The organism is Leptospira hartskeerlii, from assembly GCF_002811475.1.
In the GTDB taxonomy this organism is placed as follows: Bacteria; Spirochaetota; Leptospiria; order Leptospirales; family Leptospiraceae; genus Leptospira_B; species Leptospira_B hartskeerlii.
Genome location: NZ_NPDL01000001.1, coordinates 99063 through 122715, shown reverse-complemented (window position 1 = coordinate 122715; position 23653 = coordinate 99063). Strand labels below are relative to the sequence as shown.

Sequence of the window (23653 nt, the reverse complement as noted above, 5' to 3'; positions counted from 1 at the left end):
TTTTCGAGAATCAGTATAGAAAGGGTCAAACGACTGTAAGTCGTTTAACATAAAATTAGGATAAGTCCAAATGAGGATCATTTACCTCACCGATATCCACGACGGACTCAGAGGATTGAAAGAAGTCCTTTTAGGAACCGAATGCGACTTGTACCTTTTCTCCGGCGATATCATCTACAAAGCTTTTTTTAATCCCGAACGTATCATCGAATTTGTAACACTCCAAGAAGACATGTATCGTATCATGGATGATATCAAGGAAGACATCAATCCTTACGATTATGCGACAAGAGCAGTACGTTTCCCGGAGAAGTACCAGCCTAACGTGGTAGAAAAATCCCACGATTACAGAAGATTATTCCACCAAGCCGCAAAGACGATGAAGGAAAAATATGAACTCATCGAGATCATCATCCAAAAATATGCAAAAGCACCTGTCTGGTTATTACCAGGAAATTATGATATAGATCTTCAATATTCCGCGTTATACGAAAGAGACCTTCATAGAAAAACCTTCGATATGGGAGGGCTAAAATTTGCGGGTTATGGTGGAGCCCCTGTGATCACTTCAGGTATTCCCGAAAAGTTAGCGGTAAAATTCCACGAATACAATCGTAACGGAAAAAATTATAGCGAACCCGAAGATTTCTTTAAGGAAGAAAATCCAGATGTAGTTGTGATCCATAATCCTGCTTACGGATTTTTAGATAAGATCCCAAGTTTCGGACATGTAGGTTCCCAGGGGATCAGAAGATATTTGGACGATTATGCTCCAGCCTTAGTTGTCTCGGGTCATGTTCATGAAGACCAAGGGATCGTAAAAAAGGGAAAAACAGTGTTTTTGAATCCTTCTAATTTTGGACCGGTTGATTCAGTCTTCGGATTTCAACCCGGAGGTTTCTTCTCTGAAATAGAATTAGAAAACAATCTTGTAAAAAATGTAAAACTGAATAGACTATCGGATCACTCAATTCGCCATCTTTTAGAAATCGATTGCTCAGGAGACAAGCTGGAACTTGTCCATGCAAGCAGTGACTCTGAAGTTTCGGCGGAAGACTTTATCCGATAGGTTTATGACTCTTCCAAAACTTAGTTCAAACTCCAATATTGTAAAATTCGTAGGTCTGAAAAAGTTTTTCAGATCTCACGAGACTGGAGTATCCAGAGAGAGAATAGAAGATTTCAAAAAATTCAATAAACTCATCAACTATGGAGGAGACGAGGTAGCATTCGATATCTTAGGTTCCTTAAATTTCGGCCAAGCCACCACCGACTCAGACACGGACATAGTAATGTATACTAGATGTGAAGAAAGCAGAATGGGAGAATGTGGACTGGAAAATTGTTATAAAATTTCCCTTTTCAAACATATGTTCCTGAATCTGGTCACTTTCGAACACAATTCTCAGGCTTATAAATTGGAAATCGTAGATTGTATCAATCTGAACCAATTAGAAAAAGATATAAAAGATAAGAATGCTGAGTCAGCCTTACTCATCCGTTTTTGTTTTTATAGATCCATTTGTAGAGGGGTGAATCGTAGACTCCTACACAAATACGAAAACATGATCTCCGAGAATCTTCCTCTTTGGGAGAAAATTTCCGAATCATTAGAGGAATGTTTCGAAGGAATCATCAAGTCTTCTCAACATACTTACTCTTTTCATAAATACGCAGGAAGACTGGCTGATAAGGGAATTAAATTGCCCGGCTCTATGGCGGAGAAAATAAAGGATTATCTAAAACAATGATCACCTTTCTCACTTTGGTTGCTTGTTTGGCCGCCGCCGCGATCTTCTTCCATGTTTTATATACTGTAGATACAAAACGTCTGGATAAAAAAGATTCCAAACGACCCAAAGACAACGATTATGGAAATCCAAGAAAAGTATATGGTGGAAATTGGGATCCAAATATTCCCCGCCCTAGACTTTGTCCTGTATGCGGGAGGTTCTTGGATAAGAACGAATATTTATATGCAGTTCTTTTTGAACCCGCGATTCCCGGAGCAAAACGACAAGCACGGATTTATGGTTGCCGTTATTGTTACCTAGGATTGGATGATTCGAGTTCGGCTCCCGAGGAAAGTTTACAAAATTCTCCTCAACCGAAACCAGTCCAGGATGAAGAACTCGGTCTCTGATAAAAAAACTACCGTTTCCCTAGTTAGCTCCATCGGAGTCGTCAAAGGTGTTGGCCCGAAAAAGCAGGAAGTTTTGGAATCCGTAGGGATCAAAACTATCCAAGATCTTTTAGGATGGTTCCCGCGCAGATATTTAGATCGGAACTTAACCGAAAACATTCTACTCAAACAGGGAGAATCAGTTACGTTAATTGTAGAAGTAATCGATTCTTATTTGGCCCATGGAAAAAAATCTAGACTAGTAGTTTCTGCAAAAACAAAAAACAACGAACCAATCAGTTTAGTTTTCTTCAGGGGTATCCAATTTTTTCGCAGGGTCTTTCAACCCGGAATTCTCGTAGCTGTCACAGGCAAACTGGAATATTTCAGAGGATTCCAACTCATGCATCCGGATTACGAAGTTCTATCTTATGGTGGGAATTCCGACATTTCTGAAGACGATCTTCCTGAGAGTATTCACACTGGCCGAATCATTCCACTTTATCCTACGACAGAGGCAATGAGGGACGAACACCTCAATTCCAGAGAGCTTCGTAAGATAATCCACTTTGCGTTGAAACTTTTGGAAGGCAAAATTCAGGAAATCCTGCCGGCCCAAATAGTCAAAAAAAGAAATCTGATGGATCGGGCCCAGGCTTATAATGAGATCCATTTTCCCACAGAAGATGAACAATTAGAAAGAGCAAGAACCAGATTCAAATACGAAGAATTATATTATTTTAATCTACTTATAGAATACAAACGTTCTAGGAGAGCAAAAGTCCCCAGGATTTTATGGCCTCTTCCTGAATCTAAAACGGCAAAGGATCTGATCAAAAATCTACCTTTCGAGTTGACTCCAGATCAGAAAGAAAGCCTGGCAAAAATTTCAGAATGGACCAAGTCGGATAGTCCTGCCGCAATCCTGTTACAAGGAGATGTTGGTTCTGGAAAAACCTTGGTAGCGCTTCTCACTGCACTTAGATACACGGATAATCAAGTCCAAGTCTGCATGGTGGCTCCTACCGAAATTTTAGCAAGACAACATTATCAAACTGTAATGAACTTCTTAGGAAACATGCCTTTCCTAAGAATAGAAATTTTAGTAGGAAAAGAACCTAAAAAAACCAGGGCAGAAAAAATATTCAGGATCAAGACTGGAGAATCTCTATTTATCATAGGGACTCATAGTGTTTTCCAAGAAGATGTAACCTTCAAAGACTTGGGACTTGCAATAATAGACGAACAACATAAATTCGGAGTAGAACAAAGAGAAACATTAAGAGCCAAAGGAAAAAATCCGGACATTCTCGCAATGACCGCCACTCCTATTCCAAGAACACTTTGTCTTACTCTATATGGTGACTTGGAATTAGTGACTTTAAAAAATCGTCCTGCCGGTAGGATCCCTATCAAAACACTATGGTTTACTGAAAGCAAAAGATCCGGAGTTTATAAATCCATCCAAAAGTATGTCTCCCAAGGAAGACAATGTTATATAGTCTATCCATTGGTAGAAGAATCCGAAAAATCGGACCTTAAGTCCTGTATAGAAGCATACGAAACATTAAGAAAAGATGTTTTTCCGGAATTCAAAGTGGGACTTCTCCATGGAAAAATGGAAACTTCTGAAAAAGATAGGATCATGAAATTGTTCCAACAAAACGAGATCCAAATCTTAGTCAGCACCACAGTGATAGAAGTAGGCGTGGACGTTCCAAATGCTTCCGTAATGGTAATAGAACATTCAGATAGATTTGGGATCTCTCAATTACATCAGTTGAGAGGAAGAGTGGGTCGGGGAAAACACGAGAGTTTTTGTATCTTAATTTCAGACTCCAAAATTACGGAAGAAGCAAGATATCGCATCCAGGCTTTAGTAGATTCTGATGATGGCTTCTTCTTATCTGAAGCGGACTTGAAATTGCGAGGCCCTGGAGAACTTTTAGGCGTAAGACAAAGTGGACTGCCAGACTTTAAGATCGCTGATCTAAGAGAAGATAGCAAATGGATTGAGATCTCTAGAGAGGATGCGAACCAATTCGGAAATTTGGGAGATCTGGAAAAATCGGAAATCGTTTCTCGATTTTCAGAAGGTGCTTTATTGTTTTCGAATTAAAAGGAAGAGTTTTCGGCCGACCTATACTTTCAGCCGGCCGAAAAATGAACAGTCCGTGAAACGGATCAGTAGATAAAAGGAATGATCGTCGGCCTAGGGTTTAGGTCGCAAGTAAAACCGCCTAAATCCACTGTGAGTAAGTTGATAATCAATGCTTCGTTTGCACAATCGTCAACATCAGCTTTGTTATAGTATTTATCTTCTTCTACTTTTGCTAATTGAGGAGCAAGAATAGAAAGAACTTCAAAGCCGCTTACTGCGGATCCAATAACTGCACTTGTCAGAATGATACTTTTTGCTTCCGTTCCGTCTACGGTATCCGGATAGGAAAGACCGATTGCATCAAATAGAACACAATTAAACGTTAAGAACAGGGGCAGAAGAAGAGTGATGATTTTTTTCATCCAGGGTTCTCCCAATTTGTTTTTTACAAGAAATTTCCAATTAGAGCTTAACTTCAACCGAATTTCACAAGTAATGCAATACAAATTTCCGGATTTCAAGGCCGGAGTTTGTCATAAAGACCCGGAAATTTCTGTAGTAGCATTTGTGTCTTAAACAAATCGGGCACGTTAGAAAATTCTTTTTCCCCAAGTCGCCAAAGAAGAATATGGAATTATGCCGTTCCTATTCCGATGTTTAGTACTTGTTCTGATTTTCGGTACCTTCTCCTTAATTTCCCAAACGACAGACGAAACCTATCAAGGTGTTTCGGAAATTTCTTACCTGATCGGAGACTTTCCTAAGGAGAAAGCACTTGTATCTTTTACAAATCCTGGAGATCCAAGACAGTTTTTCCTAAGAAAAGAAACCAAGGCTGCATTTATAAAATTAAAAGAAGAATATAAAAAAGACCACCCGCAAGAAAGGCAAGAGCCATTTATAGTCTCCGCTCATAGATCTTTTTCGGATCAAAAATCCATCTGGGAAGATAAGTATTCCGGAAAGAAGAAGATGAGAGAATCCGTAAAAGACAAAACTCCTTCTCAAATCATCTCCTTAATTTTAGAATTTTCCAGCGCCCCTGGCACTTCCCGCCATCACTGGGGGACTGACATTGATATCAATGCCTTGGAAAACTCCTATTTCGAAAATGGAGGAAGAGGAGAAACATTCTATAATTGGATGAAGAAAAATGCTCATAGGTTCGGATTCTGCCAGCCTTATTCTTCCAAATCAGAAAGAGGCGGAAAAGGTTATAATGAAGAGAAATGGCATTGGTCTTATGCTCCTCTCTCTAATAAATTTCAAAGAGCATGGGTGGATGCTTATAAAAAGGGAAAATTGAATTTTAAAGGGAAATTCCAGGGATCCGACTTTTTAGGAGACTTACCCCTGGAATACGTAACTTCTATCAATCCGGATTGCGCCAGGATAGATTGAGAGTAAAAAAAGAACACGTGTTGAAATTCCAACACGTAGGACTTTTAGTTATCTGTGATTCATTACTCCACGATCACTATCTCTAAAGAACTTGATGATCTGCAGAACTTCAGGTGGATGACCTGACTCCTTCTCTAATTGATCCAAAGCTGCTCTATAATTCATACCGGAATGATAAATTACTTTGTATGCGTTCTTGATCGCAGATCTGGTCTCGGGAGAAAATCCTCCCCTTTTCAGACCTACAGTATTTAAACCGATGATCGTGCAGGGATTTCCGTCCGCAGTAGCAAAAGGAGGAACGTCTTGTACAACTTTGGAACAACCGGCTATCATTGCATAATCGCCCACAAAACAAAATTGGTGAACTGCCACTAAACCGGAAATGAATGCCTTATTACCGACGGTAACGTGTCCCGCTAAAACAAGACCATGCGTTAGAATATTATCATCTCCTAAAATACAGTCGTGACCTACGTGAGCATTTCCCATCACGTAATTCCTATTTCCAATAATAGTCGGAGAATCCACCTTGGTTCCCTTGTGAATATTGGAATATTCCTTAAACGTATTATTATCTCCGATGATCGTTTTGCTCGGAGTGCTCGGATCAAAGCCTAGATCCTGAGGACCTACTCCGATAACCGCTCCATGATGGACTTTGTTAAATTTGCCGAATTTAGTACCTGCGAAAATTCGGGCTCCGGTTTCGATTACGGTTCCTTCGCCGATTACCACATCTTTTTCTATAATTGTATACGCACCGACTTCGACGGACTCGTGTAGTTCCGCTTTCGAATCGACGATGGCTGTTGGGTGAATTTTCATTAAGTTTCGCCTCTTAAATCTTCCATAATACGAAAATCGACGTGGATTTTTTATTCAAGCTATAAATAATTGGGGTCGGTAAAGGGTCCAAGGCTTCGTCGAATTTTGGAAGCCGGATCAAATTGCCAAACGCGGTTCGGGAAGGAGAATTCTATGTTAGTGGATTGGTCTCGTCTAGATTCCCTAAAACAAGGCGATGATGAGGATGATATTATTTGGCTGGAAGAAATGGTACGTTCTTTGCGTAAGAATATGAACAGCCGTTTAGAAAATATCAAAAGTTTCACTGACGAAAAGAAAAGTGTAGAACTCCAAGCAGAATTACACCAGACAAAAGGTGTTGCAGCGAATTTCGGACTCGCGGCGGTTCAGAAGAATGTTACTGAGGCTGAACTAAAATTGAAGGAAGGAAACTTAGAAGCTTGTCTAGCTCTTTGTCAGGAACTTCCGAGTCTTTGGGAGCAAACCAAAAAAGAATTAGCCCCCAAATTTCCGGAATAAGCCCGAAGTCTCGGACTTACTTTTTTCCCTTACGTTCCAAAAAATAAGAATCTACCTTATCCGTTAGAGGTTTGATTTTTTCCTCATAAGTTAAAATAGCTTCTACCGTTTTTTCATAGAGAGACATTAGAAGCGCCTGAGCCGCATCACACATCTGCTCTTTACGGAATTCTTCTACATGTAAGGTTTCAGTAATAGATCCGTCAGGATTGAACGGAAGAGAAGCCAACAAATTCGAAACTACAATCTTATCGTCACCGGCAACGTGGCTTGGATCAAAGATCACAGGAAGAATTGTCTGATTCTTAGCGTGAGTGATCACGTTTAAATCCGGAGTGTTACGGCAATATCCTTCTTTAATGAAAAGAGTTTTCACTCCTCTTTCACAAAGAACAATATTCAAATTTCCTTGATTAGCAATATATTCTGCAGCAGAGAACCACTCGATAGCCTCGTTACCGAAACCTCTTTTTAAGATCACAGGTTTGCCAGTGCGACCAACCGCTTCTAAAAGTTCGAAGTCTTGAGCGTTTCTTGTTCCGATCTGGATCATGTCAGCATGCTTGGAAACTTCTTCCGCCATGGTGTGGTCCATAACTTCCGTTACGTAAGGAAGTCCGGTCTCTTCTTTTACTCTATCGAGTAATTTGATACCGTCCCAACCCATTCCTCTCCAATCAGTCGGACGAGTCCTAGGTTTGAATGCTCCACCTCTAAAGATGATACGATCTAAGATCCCGAATTTTTTTCCAATCTCCACGGCTTGTTTTGCGATAGTGACAGTTTGCTCGTAAGTCTGAGGAGAATCCGGACCGACGAGGAAAATATGTTTTCCTGTTCCGAACTTACGAACTAATCCGTCTTTTCCATGAACTTCTACAATTCGGTTTTCACGATGGACTACTTCTCCGTTTTTACCGGCAGCAGTACGGGCAATATTTTTATAAGGCAATGATACGTTCCAAATTCTAGTCACACCAGGAAGTTCTTTTACATAACCTTCCTTGTCGGAGATCTTACGGGTATCCCCGATAAAATGAATGGTATCGGATACAACCGCTCCGCGAATGATCTCGGTGGCGTTCCCACATTCGGATGCCAAAGCCTTTATTTTTGCTTCGGTTTCCGGATATCCCTTCTCCAGTTCGACTATGTCCACGTATCTTCCGTCCTATCTTTGTTCGATTTTGCAATCGGGATTGATTCTCTCTCCAGCCTTTACTTCATACATGGAACGTCAAGAAATCCGCAGAGAAAAGAAATTAATGAGAATGTTCCGGCCCTGGAAAACTTCCATTTCTCACTTCCTGAATATAATTTTTGACTGCGCCAGAGACGTCATCGTATCCATTCAGGAAAGTTTTTAAGAACTTAGGCTTAAAGCCCTTGTTCAATCCAAGAAAATCGTAAATTACCAGCACCTGTCCATCGGTCGCTGCTCCAGCTCCTATCCCGATCGTAGGAATTGGGACAGATTCGGAAATTTCCTTAGCAAGAGCAGAAGGGATCAGTTCGAAAACAATGGAGAAGGCTCCAGCGTCGGAGATACCTTTTGCTTCGCTTATCAATCTGGCCTTATCTTCTTCCGCTTTTCCTTGGATTTTATGTCCTCCGAAAACGTTCACCGATTGAGGAGTAAGACCTATATGTCCCATAACGGGGATGCCGATCCGTTCTAATTTATATATAAGTTCTAGGATCTCGGGACTGCCACCTTCGAATTTTACCGCATCACATCCGCTTTCTTTCATTACTTTTCCTGCAGAGCGGATGCCTTCTTCCAAAGAAACCTGATAGCTTAGAAACGGAAGGTCCACGACTACGAAAGTATTGGGGGCACCCCTTCTAACGGCCTTTGCATGATAGATCATTTCATCCAAGGTGACCGGCAAGGTTGTAGGTTGGCCTTGGTAAACTACACCCAGAGTGTCCCCGACTAGAATACAATCTACACCCGATTCTTCTAAGATCCTTGCGAACATAAAATCATAGCAGGTCAATACTGTGATCTTTTTATCTACAGGTTTTGGTCCTCTTGGAAATACTTTGCTAACATCTCTCATGTCATCCCTCCGAAGGATTCCCGAAAGCTTGGATCAGGGAACCTTCTCCGAGTTCATTTAAAAGTTCTAATATAAAAGGACGGGTAAACAGACTATGATGAGGAAGATGTAAACCCTTCTCATGGATTTTCATATCATCGATGGAAAGAATATCTATATCAATTACTCGAGGGCCTTTATCTCTTGTGCGAACCCTTCCCATTTCATTTTCAATGCCCAATAAAAAACCCAAAAGTTCTCTAGGAGAAAGATGAGTAGATATCTGAAGAAGTTGATTCAAAAAGTCGGGTTGATCCGTAACTTCTAAGGCTACTGTGTTTAAAGCAGTTCCTTTTTTTAGGATCTGTATCTCAGGGTGAGCGCTTATCTTTTGGATCGCTTCCGAAAGATATAATTCACGATCTCCTAAATTGGTTCCCAAGCATAAAAATGCGATGTGATTATTTTTATCCATCAATGAGTTCCGAAAGCGCTATGACTTAGACGATAATCCGGACAATCTAAATGAAGAGGATGCGCCATTTCCATTAATCTAGAAAAAATCCTTCCTTCCGCTTTATCTTTCCAGTCTGTAGGAGGAATATTAGAAGTAAGAATGGTTAATTTTTCTTCTTCGTATCTAGTATCTATTAAGTCGTATAATTGGGAGTTAGCCCAATCGGATTCTTTGTTCGCTCCGAAATCGTCTAAGACCAAAACTTCCACATCGGTGAATTGTTTTTTAATAGTCTGTTCCATTCCATGGAGTTCACTTTCTTTTTGATAACTATCACGAATGGTAGAAAGAAAGTCCCGATTGATCTTTGCGTATTTGCATTCGGTCCCGTAATTAAAAATAAGTTCGTTTAAGATTGCACAGGCTAGTAATGTTTTGCCGGAACCTGTTCCTCCCCAGAGATACAGACCTTCTAATTTTTTATTCTCCTTGCCCCAATCTTTAATCAAATCATGAGCCCAGTTGTGTGCGATAATAAATCCGCCTTTCCCGGGAGCATCTACATTCAATTCCATTCTATCCAGAGTTCTGTATCTGTATCTGGAAGGGATGCCCGCCTTCTTCACCAAATATTCTACCTTGCCTAACTCCATTCTAGCGTTATGACAGACACAAGGTAACATCCTATTTTGACTTTCGTCATAGACCATATAAGGAGCTTTGCCACCACAAGGGCAGGACTCTCCTACGCAGGAGCAAAGTAACAGAACTCCAGAGGTGGAATTCTTTACGTTCTCTTCCAAAAGAAATCCGACTCCCGCGCAGAATTTACAGCTGGGAGAACCTTCTCGGATCGGGGTTAAATTCTTTAAATTCATGGCCTAGATCCAGACTGGAAGAAAGGGAAGTAATAGAAAGAAAGAAATCTAAGAACCAATCATTTCCTAGGAATTCCTAAAAATCTGCTGACAAGTTCTGCTTTAAGCGAGATCCTGGAGGAGTCTCTGAACGGATTCAGGGTACAAAATTAGCGAAAAATGATAGAAATTCGCTAATGGATACTGTAAAAAGATTCTCGTTTATGTCCCTTGTATAGGAAAAATGGGAAATTTTTTTTAATCCAGGTTTATATCTAAAGGTCCCTGACCGATAGATAAACAGAAGAAAAGGACTTTGCCGTCCTTTTTCTAAATCCTATCTTTGAAAGAGAAGGCACAGGTGTGAGCACTATGAAGGTGATGAAGACTATATTCGTTCTTCTGGCCGTGGTCGGACTCAACCTCTCCTTGTTCGCACAGAACCAAGGGGGGCAGGATACTACAGATGCCAAGGCGGCAGCTGATAAGATCGACGAACTGCTAAAAGGCGAGCTCGTTCCGGAAGACGACGACAAGAATCTAACGGAAGAAGCTAAGAAACGTAAAAAAGAAATCCAGGAGCAGGAAGCGATCTGGAAGAACCCTGACTTCAAAGGTTACGACAAGAACTTCCAAGAACTCCATCAGCTTTCTAAGGCTTTCGCGAACAATAAGTTCCGCCTGGCCCTAACTAGCTATCAATCCGGAGTGAATACCGTCCTCAAGATGCGGGAAGCTGTTGAACAGTATCGCAAAGAGGAAGCGGAGAAGAAACGTCTAGACGAGAAATGGTACTGGCAAAAGGTCGACCGCAAAGCTCGCGAGGATCGTGTCGTTTCCCGCCAAAAGTTGGAAGCAAAACAACAAGCATTGAATTATTTCACCAAGGCAATTAACCATTTGGATGAGATCAAGAACCCGGATTTACGCGAACGTGCCGAGTTCAAAAGACTTCTTTCAGATGTATACAGATCTTGGATTGTTACTGAATACGATCTACAAAACTTACCTCAGTGTATTCCTATACTGGAACTCTACATCGAGGTTAATGAAAACGAGAAAGAATACCCAGCTCACAAGTATCTTGCAAGCTGCTACGCTTTCGAGGAAAACATGATCAAGAAATACGGTGGAGCAAGCGAAGACCAGATGTTCAAATTCCGTCACAAGAAAAACATCCACCTTCTCCGCGCTACCGAGCTGAAATATGGAAAGGATTCTCCGGAATACAAACACATCGTTGCTTTGATCAACAAAGACGAAGTGATTTCGGTTCGTCCATAATCCTCTCTTTTCATTTCAATGTAGGAAAAAACCCCGGTTGGAAAAACTGGGGTTTTTTTATGCCTAAAAGGATTGTGAGAGATTATTGGAAAATGAGTTTTGCTAAACCAATATAAATAGGAAGAACGGAAGCGATAATCACTGCAACCATCCATCTCGTTTGAGAAGCAATAGTCTTATGAATACTTGCGATCTCTTTATACACTTCTTTGAATTGTTCTTGGATGCCGGCGAAACCTGCATGCATCTCCGCTCTTAGTTCCGCAATTGCGATCCAAAGTTTTGCGGTTTCTTCCTTAAATTCCATTCTGAGTTTACCGGTTTCTTCTTTAAATTCTAAACGAAGCTTGCCGGTCTCTTCCATCAGTCTTTTTTCAAATCTTTCTGAAACGAATTCTTCCATAAATTTTCTTCCTCCGGAATTGGCTTGATTTAAAAGACTAACAAGAGCCTCAGAACCTTCTTCGCCTAAACTGTTCCTGAGCGCTTTGGGAACTAACAGTATTGGTTCAGTCATACTTTATACATCCTTGATTTGATTTTCAAGCGAGTTGCTTTGAAAGAACAGGTCTCAAAGAGGAAAAGTGGTTCACACTTTTTGCAAGATTTGATGGATCAACGCCGGAATATTCATTCCGTAGGAAAAATAGAAATGTAAATAGAATGAAGATCCTTACTGATTTCGGAATTTATTAGTATTTCCCGGTAGTAAATTCTAAGATCGGACGATCCTTTCCGAGAAAGATTGTATTCTATATTCTCAACAAAACACCGGGGAACTCCGGAGAGAATGTTTAGAGGAGAGAAGAAGAATGGTAGCTCAGACATTGGAAAGACCAAGCCTCAGCCAAAACTCCCAAGCGGAAAAAGTATATGATGTCGTTATCATAGGAACCGGATTCGCAGGACTATGTATGGGGATCCGTTTGAAACAAGCGGGAATAGAATCTTTTGTTATTTTAGAAAAAGGAAATGGGATCGGAGGAACCTGGAGAGATAATAATTATCCTGGGGCCGCCTGTGACGTTCAGTCCCATTTATATTCTTTTTCATTCGCGCCCAAATCGGATTGGTCCAGACTTTTCGGACCTCAAGAAGAAATCCTAAATTATATGAACCAATGTACAGACCGTTTCGGAATTCGTTCTTATATACGCACTAACTCGGAAGTGAGTGGAGCCTTTTTTGACGAAAAAACGGGTCTCTGGGAAATCAACACCACCGGTGGGAAGTCCTACAAAACGAAATCCGTTGTTAGCGGCACAGGTGGTTTAAGTAGACCTGTTCTTCCGAATATCAAAGGAATAGATACATTTAAAGGAGCAAAATTTCACTCCGCAAAGTGGGATCATAACTACAATCTCCAAGGAAAGAAGGTAGCGGTGATCGGAACGGGAGCAAGTGCGATCCAAATCGTTCCCACTATCGCTCCAATCGTGGGAACATTAAAACTTTTCCAAAGAACTCCAGCTTGGATCATCCCAAAACCGGATAGCAATATATCTGGTTCCGTCAAAGGGGTTTTCAAATTTATTCCTCCATTAAGATGGTTGTTTAGAAAAGCCATCTATTGGTTGAACGAAATCGGAGTAATAGCATTTGCAATCAATCCCAAGCTAATGAAAATTTTTGAGAAATTTGCAAAAAGTTTTATCAATAAAAGTATTCATAGCGAAGAACTCAGACGAAAGCTGACCCCGAATTATACGATCGGATGTAAACGTATCCTTCTTTCCAACGACTACTATCCAGCCTTGAACAGAGAGAATGTTGAATTGGTTACCGAAGGTATCGAAGAGATCACTGCTTCCGGAGTTAAAACAAAGGATGGAGTAGAACATAAGGTTGATGCAATCGTTTTTGCCACCGGCTTCCAAGCGGCAGAGGCGGTTTCTCCTTTTGAGATCAGAGGAAGAAATGGAAAACTTTTGGCAGATGTTTGGGAAGATGGCGCAGAAGCATATTTAGGAACCACGATTTCGGGTTTTCCGAATATGTTTATGATTGTAGGTCCGAATACTGGATTAGGCCATAGTTCGATGATCCTAATGATAGAATCCCAAGTGCAATATGCTCTTCAAGGAATTCGCTATCTACTTAATAAAAACATAAAGTTTATCGATGTCCGTAAAGATGTCCAAGACCGTTATAACGAAGAGATCCAAAGACGTCTTAGCAAATCCGTTTGGTTGACCGGAGGATGCGTAAGCTGGTACAATACTAGTTCCGGTAGAAATACAACTCTTTGGCCGGGATTCACTTTCGAATTTAAGGCCAGGACATTCTTCCTTCGTCCTAATGACTACGAATTTGTTCGTGTAGATGGAAAGGCAAAAAAACCAGGGATCGGATCTAGATTCTCTATGGCCTTAGACGCGACATTCGGTTAAACTAAAGAGTCCAATACACTAAGATTTCCCGGTTACCATCTCTCCCGGTAATCGGGGAATCTTCTAAACCTATCCTTTTCCCCTTAATTTCATTTTTCAAAAATTGCAGAAAAGAACGGATCGTTTTCCAACGGATCCAAGGATCTCTCAGGACTCCTTTGTCCAAATTTATAGACTCTGTCTCAAACTGAGGCTTGAATAAACTAACTATATTCCAACGAACGTTTGGATTTTTGTTTTTGAGTTCGGAAAGAACAGGAAGAACAATACGAAGAGAAATAAAACTTAAGTCCATCACCAGAAATATCTCATCTGGAAACTTTTGCTCCGTTTTTTCCGACCATAAAGAAGACAATAATTTCCAGCTAGTATCCCTGATATGAAATCGATCTCTTACGGTAACCTTTGGGTTCATCGCGACCTTGGAAGCCATCTGTCCGTAACCGACATCGAAAGCGAATACTAAGTCCGCGCCTTCTTCCAAAAGGACTTGGGTGAATCCGCCTGTAGATGCTCCCCAATCCATACAGAGTTTACCTTTGACGGAAATATTCCATTTTTCGAATGCAGCTTTGAGTTTATAAGCTCCTCTACTCACATATTTAGGAATAATCTCTCTAATCCGGATCTCAACCGACTCATAGAATAATGTGCCCACCTTATCGGACATCCTATCGTTCACGAGAACCGAACCGGATAAGATTAGACTTCTAGCCTTGGAAATATCCTCGGCCAAACCCTTTTTCAAGAGTAAGTCATCTAGCCTAATTTTTTCTTTTGCCAATGTTAGAAGGTAAGGATCGAAAGAATTCTGGAAACTCGGAAGCTTCCAATTTAGAAGAAGTATCCAGATCGGATCCTAATTCTTCCAACTCTGAAACTAGATCTGAGACCATCTGTTTACAAGTTTCCATTCCATACAAAGAAGGATAAGTGATCTTTCCGGATTTTCCATCCTTACCTGGAGTTTTTCCCAAATCTTCCTGAGTGCCTTCGATATCTAAAATATCGTCCGTGATCTGAAATAATAAACCAAGTTTGGCGCCATATTCGGAGATGGTTTCTTCTCTCTCTTGATAATCTTCTCTTAAACGATTTCCCATCAGAAATGAAGCTTGGATCAATGCTCCCGTCTTCAATCTATGAGTTTTAGAAAGTAATTCTTCTTTTGTTCCGGTTAAAGAAGAAGGATTCCTTTCTAATAACAAATCATACATTTGCCCGGAAACCATTCCTGCGGCCCCTGCCCCTTTTGCCAAAACTCTGACCAAATCCTTATGCAGGTTTTTATCAGAAGAATCGATCTGGGTCAACCAATCAAACGCATACGCCTGCAAAGCATCTCCCGCAAGTATTGCAGTCGCTTCTGAAAATTGTTTATGGAGAGAAGGTTTTCCTCTTCTGAAATCGTCATCGTCCATACTAGGAAGATCGTCATGGATCAGACTATATGTATGAACAAACTCTAATGCAGCTCCGATCGAAAGAGAATCGGGATTAATCTTTCCAAAGGAAGCAAATGTTAGAATTGGTCGTAACCTTTTTCCTCCAGCCCTCAGGCTGTATTCCATAGCGGCCGCAAGTTCCGGAGCAGATTCTTTTTTAAAAAATGGATATACTTCGTTTTCTAAATAATTTTCGAAACGATCTTTAGAACGTTTTAGTAGTTGAGAAAGTTCGCTTGTTTCCGTTCGATTTGTCATTTTCCGGATTCGACAGTAATCACCACTTTGCCGGTAGTATTTCCGGTTTGGAAATGCCGAACTGCTTCTGGAAGATCCACAAAAGGATATACGGAATCTATATGAGGCGGTTCCAGATTTAATTTCAAAAGTGCTTTCAGATGGATTGTTAGTTCATCGATCTTTTCGTACAACCAGATCAGATTAAATCCCATCACTGCTTTATTATCAGAAACAATCTCTAAAGTATCCACTTTAGGCCTGGTCAAATATCTCCAAGCCAAAGTCAGCCAATTAACCTTATCTCCTTGGCTCATAAAGGAAGCGGAACCATAAACAACCATCCGGCCCATAGGAGAAAGAGCCTCGTAGCTTGCTTTGAAAATTTTACCGCCAATACATTCTAAGACCAAATCTAATTCTCTTCCGCCGAGTGCTGTTTTTAATTCTTCCGGAAAGCGAGAAGATCGAATGATCCAAGCATCATAACCTTCTTTTTCTAAGAGAGAAATTTTAGAATGATTTCCTACAGAGCCTACTGTCCAAGCTCCGAATTTTTTAGCGATACGATTGGCGTAGATCCCTACTCCTCCCGCGGCGCTATGGATCAGTACATTTTGACCTTTTCTTAAATCTCCTAAAGGAAGAAGAGCATAATAAGCAGTAAGTCCTTGGACTAAAAATCCAGCTCCCTGCTCGAAACTCCATTTTGACGGAAGAGAAAAAATATATCGAGAGTCTATGTTTATATAATCCGCATACGCTCCGAAGCGGGTCACTCCCATGACCTTATCGTTCTTTTTGAAATTTTTAACCTTCTTACCAACGGCCACTACCTTACCGGAATATTCCAAACCTGGAATAAAAGATCCTTTAGGTGCCGCGCTATACAATCCTTGGATTGCGAAAATATCCGCAAAATTCAGACCGATTGCACGGATCTCAACCGTGACTTCATTGTCTCCTGGGGGAGGAAGTTCCTCTTCTCTTCTTTCCAGAGAATCTAAAGAACCCTTGGTATCGACTCTATAAACGGAGCGAATCATGAGGGCATTCTGCCTTTTTAATTCCTATCCTAAAAGGAAAAAACAGATCGAAACGGAGGAAAAATCTCCTCCGTTTATTGGATAAAATTACTTAGAAGGGAAAATTTCTTTTAGGAAGTTTTTCAACTCCAACCAGGAACGTTTATCTCCTTTTTCATTATAAGCCGCTCCTTTAGAGTTATCGTTTCCTGCTTCCTTGATCGTGAAAGAATGGACCGCGCCTCCATAAGAAACGAACTGCCAGTCCACACCAGCATTTCTCATTTCTTCTTGAAAAGCTGACACTTCATCCGGTTTTACAAAGGGATCGTCCGCTCCATGAAGAGCTAAAACTTTTCCCTTAATATTTTTAGCGTCGTCCGACTTAGGAGTAGATAGTCCACCATGGAAGCTAATGGTTCCTTTTAAAGGAGCTCCGCTTCTTGCCAATTCTAATGCAGCAGTTCCACCGAAACAATATCCGAGGATCGCTAAACTTTTCTGATCCACACCGGCTTGAGATTTCAATGCGTCTAACGCAGCCTGCCCTCTGGCCCTTAAAAGTTTACGGTCCCCTTCTCTGAAAGTAGCGGCCAATTTTGAAGCTTCTTCCATGGATTTAGGACGTACACCTTTTCCGTAAATGTCTGCAGCAAAAGCTACATATCCTAACTCGGCAAGTTGTTCCGCTCTCGCCTTTGTATTTTCTCCCAAACCCATCCAGTCATGGACAAGTACGATACCGGGAGCTTTTTTCGCTCCTTCCGGATAAGCAACAAAACCTTCTAAGACAGTGTCACCTTGTTTGTATTCTACGAATTCGGATTTAACTTTTGCAGATAAAACATTCGTCGCTAAAAGAAACGTTATACTGAACCAAATGATCTTTTTCATTATTATCTTCCTCGGGAATTCCCGTAAAAAAAGTAAATTTGATATTAGACTGATGTGAAATTTAAAGCGAAAAACTTAGGATCAAAAATAAACTACACGGAGATCCAAGCCGCCATGGGTGATGTGAACAGTTTGTAATTTAGAATGTATCCCTTTTAGAAAAGAAGACCAGGTTTCTTCATCGGGACAAAGAACAAATCCGGAAACTTCTCCTGGAAGTTCCCACCAAGTTTTTAAAGTTTCTGCGATGCGTCTGTACAATCCCAGATCGGAACCTTTTTGGATCCGTAAACCGTAAGGTGGATTAAGAGGCATCCAGATCTTTTTGGGTTTGCCAGCGGATTCCCAGACCTCCTTAGGAGATAAAGAGAAGAAGTCCCCTTCTTTTCCAATAAACCGATTTTCTGAACTTAAAGGAAATTGTTTTATGAATTTTTGATATTCTTCTTCTCTTTCATTTAGATAGGAGAAAATTTCCGGCTCGGAATCATTATACCAAAATGTAAATTTTTTACTTTCTTCTTCCGGTCCGGTCTTACGTTTTAAGAATTCCCAACTAGGTGCAGGAAATTCCTTTATCTCTTGGAACATATAGCTTCGATCTAAATGAGGAAATCCTAATTTAAAAAGTGAAGAAGCGGATTCCCATAAAAATGTACCTGAACCAGCGAATGGCACAAAGACTGCATCCGGTTCCGGCATATTCTTCTTTAATAAATGTAAAAGAAAAGCGGCGGTATCTTCCCTGACCGGTGCCGATTTGGATAGAGGTTTAAAATTTCCCCGTTGAAAAATAGGAGCGCCAGCCAAACTCAGAGAGAGAATGATACTATCTCCTAAAGCAAGTGCGTTCAGCTCCGTATTTTTATATTCGGAATCGCCAAATGAGGAATAAGATTCTTCCCAAAAAGAATATAATTCTTCTCTGGAAATTTCTTTTCTTCCCCGCACTTGTGGATGGAAGTTTATCCCCCAACCTTTCGGTAAGATCTCATTCTCTTTTAAAGATTCTATCAAACCGGAGAAGTTAAATTTTTCGTCCAAAGGAAATTTGCCCAGATTCAAACGAAAATCTCGGATCCAAGGAATTCTCACCAACACCTCTAATGCCTGACGAAAATTCGTTTTCTCTAATACAAACTTCTCCGGAAAAACCTTAAACTCCGGAGTATGATTTCTAGGAAGAAATGGATCGGAAACAATTTGAGAAAGTAAAGTTTCCGTTTCTCTGGCAGAACCTGGAGGAATTAGGAATTCCCACCTAAATGGTTTGCCAGATTTAAACTTGGAGATTTTCCAATCCATAGAGATATCCTTTTAAAATCGATTCTCCAGGAAAGGAAAAAGTCCTAGATCCTTCTTACTTAGAACTTAAAGAGGAGACACCTGCTCTGGCGACCTGCCCATCCTGAGTAGATTGGGCTCCTGAAACTCCGATCGCTCCTATAATTTTTCCGTCCAGAAGGATCAGTTCTCCGCCTTCTAAAGGAAATACTCCCGGAACTGCCAAAAGACGAAGACCAATTCCTCCTTTTTCGATCGCTTCCTCCAAGGCACGGCTTGGTCTTTTGAAATTATTGGCGGTCGAAGCTTTGCCCTTAGCGATATCAATGGAACCTATTTGGGTATTATCCATTCTTTGGAATAACACCAAATTTCCTCCTGTATCAACGACTGCGATCGCCATATTCCATTGGTTTTTCTTTGCTTCAGCTTCTGCGGCAGCAATTACCTTTTTGGCCTGTTCCAAACTAATATTGGGTCCATAACTTAATGGTTGAGCTTGGAAAGGTAAAACGATCCCGAAGAATAAAAAGCAGAATGCCCAAAACTTAGGGAAAAGATTTACAAATATTGAATGTTTTTTTTTCAAAAGAATTCTCCTTAAACGCAAAACGCATATCTCTTCTCTCAAAAAGGGATATAGGGGGTAGATTTTGGATTTTTGTCTTGGGCCGATCCGGTGAATGCAAGACTAAAGCGAAGGTAGGACTTGTAAGAAGAAGCTACCGAAAGACTCCGGTAACTTCTTGAAGTGTGACGTGGAAAAATCTATCTGTCAATTAAAAAGAAGATCTTTCCACTTTTATAAATTTAGAATTCTGGGGAAACGAACTTGGCTTGGCCTGCACGAGGACGGATCACAAATCTATATTTACGTTTTGCGATTTGTTCCGGATTGTACCAACGAACTTGGTAAACTGCCATTCCTTTTCCTGAGTTGGAAGTCTTTCTCACTTCGATATCAACTCCTTTATCATCTACAGCTTCTCCTTCCTGAGTTAATTCCTTCCAATCAGAAGTGCCTTCTTTGTATTCGATAGAGACCAAAGATTCATGTAAGGAAATTTCAGAACGACCCACATCCTTATAACGGAAGACCCAATGTTTTTCCAGGTTTTCTTCTGCTAAGATCAGCTCGGGAGAATCCACTAATTCTCTTATGCCTTCTGATTTCTCAGTTTCAGGATAACGATCAGATCGATCCAATTCGTAATTCCAAGAAGTAGGGAACGCTTCTTTTCCACCAGCCGCCGGAAGATTTTTGGTCAGATCGGCAAGATGAGCCTGTAAGAACGGTTGGGTTCCCGGTCCGTAAAGAGTATGACCACCTTCATAATGTTGGCGTGTGTATTCTTCCGGAGTAGTTACGTAACCGAAATATCCGTTTGCACAGCTGATCACAGATGCATTCTTGATCGGTTGAGAGCTGGACTTCAACGCTTCGTCTACGAATCTTTTTCCGGATTCTTTAGTAACTTCGAAAGGAACGGGAAGAAGAAGTGTGTCTGCAATTTTCACAGACTGTAAAAGAAGTTTGTGAGGAAATTTAGATTTAGGAAGAACGATAGGCTGCAGATATTTGAAACCTACGATTCTTTTATGGCCTTGGCATCCGCCTGTCAAAAACCAACGAGGCCAACCTTCTGCAAAGAATGGAAGCCAATTTAGAACTGGAGTGAGTCCATCTTCTGCTCCACCTGTTAATGCTGTTCCTACATAAGGGCGATCGCAAACTTCTGCATCACCTATCTTTTGGTTTTCGTAGAGATCCACTTCTCTTGTATTAAAAGAAAGATTCACATCTGTGCTTAAGGAGTTTTGCAATGAGTTAAAAAGTTTTGCTGCTTCTTCTCCGATTGCTTCTCCTATCCTTCTGGATTCTATAAAACCTTGCATGTCTTCGCGATAATCAGGAGAATTATCTCCATGAGTTGAATTGTTCAGAGCATGGATCGGATCCCAGGTTGGTTTAAAATCTTTACGGATCTTCTTCTCTAAAATTCGAGCTGGATAAGCAAACACGTCAGCATTCGCAACATCGTTAGAATCAGGCACCGTAGTTCCGTGAACCGAGAATGTGGAAAATGCACCAAGAGGTTTGTATCTTCCGTCTTTGTCTTGTGCATCGATTCGGATCATCACTAGATCAGGATTGATCGCTTGGTATTGGATCTCAGGTTTTAGATCTTCGAATCCAGAATTTTTATTAGCACGGTATGCATCCAAGGATCTGTTTCTGGTCAATCCCCAAATAGCGGTTTTTCCGGAAGCGATCTTAGCAGGTTTTGCGGATTTGTAAGCTTCTTCGACTCCGTTAGTCAAACGATCTAATACAAAATCGGTCCAGCCCTTATCAAATCCAGGCTGATTAGAAGCAAACTCGTTATAAAAATTATTATCGTAGAAGTTAGCAGGAGCAGAGTGAGTATGAGTTCCGGCAAATACGATCCCGCCAAAGGAAATATCAGTCTTAGAAGCCAAACGTTCTGCAAGCAAGTGGTGGATCAAAAGAGATCCGGATAAAAGATCACTTTGGATCAGAACGACTGGTTCATTTGCATCTTTTCTAATATAGAAAATCCTAGCATAAAGACGAGTGCGGAAACCTTTCTCGGTCTCGGCCATTTTGGAATAACCTGCCAAAGGTAAACCGGGAGGAGGAGTCAAGTCCACCTTGGAAATTCCTGCGACCAGACCTCTGGTCTTGGATGTAACTTCCGGTTTTTTATATGCAATCTTGTATTCAGCGACGGTTCCGCAAGAAATAGCAGAAAAGATCAGAAGGATCGAAACTAGGTACGGTTGTATTTTCTTCACAATTTGATTCGGGTTCATTCCCCCTCCGGGAATTCTGTGGTTTTTTAGCCTCTACTTGCTATCAGAAGTGTAAGTTCTTAGCAAGAATTTTCGGATAAGAGTATAGTATCGATCCGTCTTACAAACCAATTATATTCCCCAAAAATAGCTCGGATTTTTGAGCCTCTTATTAGTTTGAGACAAAATAAGAAATATAGATCAGGAATCTTCTATGTCCCAACCGGGCTTTTTACAAAGACTTAAATTTCAATTTTTCAATTTCTATCCCCCGTACTTCGGTGCAGGGATCAAGGTGAAAGCCTTAAACAAAGATAGGACCTTATTCTCCACAACAATGAAACTCACACCTTTTAATAAAAACTATGTGGGAACACAATTCGGCGGATCTCTCTACTCTATGTGTGATCCTTTTTATATGTTAATCCTAATGGAACATTTAGGATCCGGATATTTGGTCTGGGACAAAGCGGCAACTATAAGATTCGTCAAACCTGGAGAAGGTACCGTAAGAGCAGAGTTCCATATCCCGAAGGAAAAAATCCAAGAGATCAAAGAAGAAACAGATCGTAAAAGAAAAATGGACGTTACCTTTACTGCACAGATCGTCGATGTGAAAACCGGTAAGCTTGTGGCAGAAGTAGACAAAGTTATCTATGTCAGAAAAAAATTGAAAGAGTAAGATCTTAAACTCTACCGCCCAAATTTCGTCAGAAGGATCTTCTTGGAGTTAGTACATGATCCGGGACCTTCTTCTCGAACGATTCTAAAGAAAGACCTTCAAATCTTTTTTAAAGAGGCCTAAAATTGTTTTTCCATAGGGCCCATAATGAAATGATGGCCCCATACGCTTATGTCCCAATGGAAAACCACACCTCTGCATGAGGAGCATAAACTTTTAGGCGCTAAGATGATCCCTTTCGGCGGTTGGGACATGCCAGTTCAATATTCCGGAATCATCGCCGAGCACACGGCGACTAGAGAAGCCGCTGGTTTATTCGATGTTTCTCATATGGGAGAAATTTTTATCGAAGGCCAGCCCGATATCATACTCGGCTTCTTGGAATCAGTTACTTGCAATTCTGTTTCTTCTTTAGTTAACGGGCAAGTTCAGTACAATGCAATCATCAATGAGAATGGCGGACTAGTAGACGACATCACCCTCTACAAGTTCAACGATCAAAAATATATGATCTGCGCAAACGCATCTAATGTAGATTCCGTTTACGAATATCTGGAAAAGTATGTGCCAAGTTCCGCAAAGTTAGAGAACCAAAGCGCTTCTTGGCATCAGATAGCGATCCAAGGTCCTAAAGCGGATTCCATTCTTTCTTCTTACTTTAAGACGGATCTAAGTCATATTGGATATTATAAATTCGTGTTATTCCCTTTTTCAGGAGAAGAGATCATTCTTTCCAGAACAGGTTATACTGGAGAAGACGGATTCGAAATTTATACTTCCAACCCTACAGGTGTCAAAATCTGGAAAGAACTTCTGGAGTTCGGAAAAAAAGACGGGCTTCTTCCTGTAGGCTTAGGAGCAAGAGACACACTTCGCATTGAAGCAAAATATCCTCTTTACGGTCATGAGTTGGACGAGAACAGAAGCCCGAACCAATCCGGGATAGGCTGGATCGTAAAAGAAAAGAAAACACAGTATCCTAAATACGAACAGATCATCTCCGAAAAAAAAGAAGGGCCAAAAAGAAAGATCGTGGCATTCGAGCTGCAAGAAGCCGGCGTCCCTAGAGAGAATATGCCTGTATTGGATTCGAACGGCAAAAATATCGGGATCACAACTTCCGGTACTTTCTCCCCTTCTTTAAGAAAAGGAATAGGACTTGCGCTCGTTGACTCTGAAAAGACTCAACATGGAGAATCTATCCAAATCGAGATCAGAGGACAGGCAAAGTCCGCAATTATATTCACCCAATCTTTCATTCCGGGAAGCATTCGGAAAAATTAAACTAA

Annotated in this window: 24 protein-coding genes; 10 read left to right on the top strand and 14 right to left on the bottom strand. The window is 40.8% G+C overall.

Translation table 11 applies throughout. From position 1 onward, the window contains the following. Positions 1 to 70: 70 nt before the first annotated feature. Genes CH352_RS00625 through recG form a run of 4 tightly spaced genes read left to right on the top strand, consistent with a single transcriptional unit; the run spans position 71 to position 4241 of the window. Positions 71 to 1069 (top strand): metallophosphoesterase family protein, encoded by a 999-nt coding sequence (locus tag CH352_RS00625; protein ID WP_100708099.1) that lies wholly within the window; start codon positions 71 to 73, stop codon positions 1067 to 1069. Positions 1070 to 1073: 4 nt separating this feature from the next. Continuing rightward, positions 1074 to 1751 carry a hypothetical protein gene (locus CH352_RS00620; RefSeq protein ID WP_100708098.1) on the top strand — a complete coding sequence of 226 codons (678 nt, stop codon included), beginning with the start codon at positions 1074 to 1076 and terminating at the stop codon, positions 1749 to 1751. After that, a complete protein-coding gene (locus tag CH352_RS00615) occupies positions 1748 to 2143 on the top strand; it encodes a hypothetical protein (protein WP_100708097.1) in 396 nt (131 codons plus the stop codon). Before CH352_RS00620 ends, CH352_RS00615 begins: the two co-directional genes overlap by 4 nt. Further along, positions 2124 to 4241 (top strand): ATP-dependent DNA helicase RecG, encoded by a 2118-nt coding sequence (gene recG / locus CH352_RS00610; protein WP_100708096.1) that lies wholly within the window; start codon positions 2124 to 2126, stop codon positions 4239 to 4241. Before CH352_RS00615 ends, recG begins: the two co-directional genes overlap by 20 nt. Positions 4242 to 4306: 65 nt before the next feature. Here recG and CH352_RS00605 read toward each other — a convergent pair whose 3' ends face one another. Then, on the bottom strand, positions 4307 to 4645 hold the full coding sequence (locus CH352_RS00605; protein WP_086448542.1) for a TIGR04452 family lipoprotein: 339 nt from the start codon (positions 4643 to 4645) through the stop codon (positions 4307 to 4309). A gap of 214 nt (positions 4646 to 4859) precedes the next feature. Between CH352_RS00605 and CH352_RS00600 the strand changes: the two genes are divergently transcribed. Then, positions 4860 to 5624, top strand: coding sequence for a M15 family metallopeptidase (locus tag CH352_RS00600; RefSeq protein WP_100708095.1), 765 nt, complete (start codon positions 4860 to 4862; stop codon positions 5622 to 5624). 48 nt (positions 5625 to 5672) lie between these two features. Here CH352_RS00600 and lpxA read toward each other — a convergent pair whose 3' ends face one another. Continuing rightward, positions 5673 to 6452 carry an acyl-ACP--UDP-N-acetylglucosamine O-acyltransferase gene (lpxA, locus tag CH352_RS00595; protein ID WP_100708094.1) on the bottom strand — a complete coding sequence of 260 codons (780 nt, stop codon included), beginning with the start codon at positions 6450 to 6452 and terminating at the stop codon, positions 5673 to 5675. 153 nt (positions 6453 to 6605) lie between these two features. Here lpxA and CH352_RS00590 point away from each other — a divergent pair, with 153 nt between their 5' ends. Further along, on the top strand, positions 6606 to 6953 hold the full coding sequence (locus CH352_RS00590; RefSeq protein WP_100708093.1) for an Hpt domain-containing protein: 348 nt from the start codon (positions 6606 to 6608) through the stop codon (positions 6951 to 6953). A gap of 16 nt (positions 6954 to 6969) precedes the next feature. Here CH352_RS00590 and CH352_RS00585 read toward each other — a convergent pair whose 3' ends face one another. The 4 genes from CH352_RS00585 to zapE form a co-directional block, all read right to left on the bottom strand. Continuing rightward, positions 6970 to 8112: an N-acetylneuraminate synthase family protein gene (locus CH352_RS00585; protein ID WP_100708092.1), complete on the bottom strand. Its 1143-nt coding sequence runs from the start codon at positions 8110 to 8112 to the stop codon at positions 6970 to 6972. Positions 8113 to 8215: 103 nt separating this feature from the next. After that, on the bottom strand, positions 8216 to 9016 hold the full coding sequence (panB, locus tag CH352_RS00580) for a 3-methyl-2-oxobutanoate hydroxymethyltransferase (protein ID WP_100708091.1): 801 nt from the start codon (positions 9014 to 9016) through the stop codon (positions 8216 to 8218). Between the two features lies 1 nt (position 9017). Next, positions 9018 to 9470, bottom strand: coding sequence for a 2-amino-4-hydroxy-6-hydroxymethyldihydropteridine diphosphokinase (gene folK, locus CH352_RS00575; RefSeq protein ID WP_100708090.1), 453 nt, complete (start codon positions 9468 to 9470; stop codon positions 9018 to 9020). Then, positions 9470 to 10330, bottom strand: a complete 861-nt coding sequence (gene zapE / locus CH352_RS00570) for an AFG1/ZapE family ATPase (RefSeq protein WP_100708089.1) — start codon at positions 10328 to 10330, stop codon at positions 9470 to 9472. The genes folK and zapE overlap by 1 nt, the downstream gene beginning before the upstream one ends. A gap of 351 nt (positions 10331 to 10681) precedes the next feature. Between zapE and fcpA the strand changes: the two genes are divergently transcribed. Further along, positions 10682 to 11593 (top strand): flagellar coiling protein FcpA, encoded by a 912-nt coding sequence (gene fcpA, locus CH352_RS00565; protein WP_008589523.1) that lies wholly within the window; start codon positions 10682 to 10684, stop codon positions 11591 to 11593. An 82-nt stretch (positions 11594 to 11675) separates the two neighbouring features. Here fcpA and CH352_RS00560 read toward each other — a convergent pair whose 3' ends face one another. Then, positions 11676 to 12110: an LA_3696 family protein gene (locus tag CH352_RS00560; RefSeq protein ID WP_100708088.1), complete on the bottom strand. Its 435-nt coding sequence runs from the start codon at positions 12108 to 12110 to the stop codon at positions 11676 to 11678. Positions 12111 to 12405: 295 nt separating this feature from the next. On the opposite strand from CH352_RS00560, the gene CH352_RS00555 reads away from it, so the two are divergent. Further along, positions 12406 to 13983, top strand: a complete 1578-nt coding sequence (locus CH352_RS00555) for a flavin-containing monooxygenase (RefSeq protein WP_100708087.1) — start codon at positions 12406 to 12408, stop codon at positions 13981 to 13983. 1 nt (position 13984) lies between these two features. On the opposite strand, the gene CH352_RS00550 is transcribed toward CH352_RS00555, so the two are convergent. The 7 genes from CH352_RS00550 to CH352_RS00520 form a co-directional block, all read right to left on the bottom strand. After that, a complete protein-coding gene (locus CH352_RS00550; RefSeq protein WP_100708086.1) occupies positions 13985 to 14767 on the bottom strand; it encodes a TlyA family RNA methyltransferase in 783 nt (260 codons plus the stop codon). Continuing rightward, positions 14748 to 15686: a polyprenyl synthetase family protein gene (locus CH352_RS00545; RefSeq protein WP_100708085.1), complete on the bottom strand. Its 939-nt coding sequence runs from the start codon at positions 15684 to 15686 to the stop codon at positions 14748 to 14750. Before CH352_RS00545 ends, CH352_RS00550 begins: the two co-directional genes overlap by 20 nt. Then, the gene (locus CH352_RS00540) at positions 15683 to 16711 is read right to left on the bottom strand and encodes a zinc-binding dehydrogenase (RefSeq protein WP_100708084.1); all 1029 of its coding nucleotides are present in this window, start codon (positions 16709 to 16711) and stop codon (positions 15683 to 15685) included. The genes CH352_RS00545 and CH352_RS00540 overlap by 4 nt, the downstream gene beginning before the upstream one ends. A gap of 87 nt (positions 16712 to 16798) precedes the next feature. After that, the gene (locus CH352_RS00535; protein WP_100708083.1) at positions 16799 to 17584 is read right to left on the bottom strand and encodes a dienelactone hydrolase family protein; all 786 of its coding nucleotides are present in this window, start codon (positions 17582 to 17584) and stop codon (positions 16799 to 16801) included. Between the two features lie 81 nt (positions 17585 to 17665). Further along, positions 17666 to 18889 carry a hypothetical protein gene (locus tag CH352_RS00530; protein WP_100708082.1) on the bottom strand — a complete coding sequence of 408 codons (1224 nt, stop codon included), beginning with the start codon at positions 18887 to 18889 and terminating at the stop codon, positions 17666 to 17668. Between the two features lie 55 nt (positions 18890 to 18944). Then, positions 18945 to 19457 (bottom strand): GlcG/HbpS family heme-binding protein, encoded by a 513-nt coding sequence (locus tag CH352_RS00525; protein ID WP_100708081.1) that lies wholly within the window; start codon positions 19455 to 19457, stop codon positions 18945 to 18947. Positions 19458 to 19678: 221 nt separating this feature from the next. Then, complete coding sequence (locus CH352_RS00520; RefSeq protein WP_100708080.1) at positions 19679 to 21703, bottom strand: neutral/alkaline non-lysosomal ceramidase N-terminal domain-containing protein; 2025 nt, start codon at positions 21701 to 21703, stop codon at positions 19679 to 19681. Positions 21704 to 21896: 193 nt separating this feature from the next. On the opposite strand from CH352_RS00520, the gene CH352_RS00515 reads away from it, so the two are divergent. Both CH352_RS00515 and gcvT read left to right on the top strand, forming a co-directional pair. Further along, positions 21897 to 22364: a YiiD C-terminal domain-containing protein gene (locus tag CH352_RS00515; RefSeq protein ID WP_100708079.1), complete on the top strand. Its 468-nt coding sequence runs from the start codon at positions 21897 to 21899 to the stop codon at positions 22362 to 22364. A gap of 171 nt (positions 22365 to 22535) precedes the next feature. After that, positions 22536 to 23648, top strand: coding sequence for a glycine cleavage system aminomethyltransferase GcvT (gene gcvT, locus CH352_RS00510; RefSeq protein ID WP_100708078.1), 1113 nt, complete (start codon positions 22536 to 22538; stop codon positions 23646 to 23648). Positions 23649 to 23653: the final 5 nt, after the last annotated feature.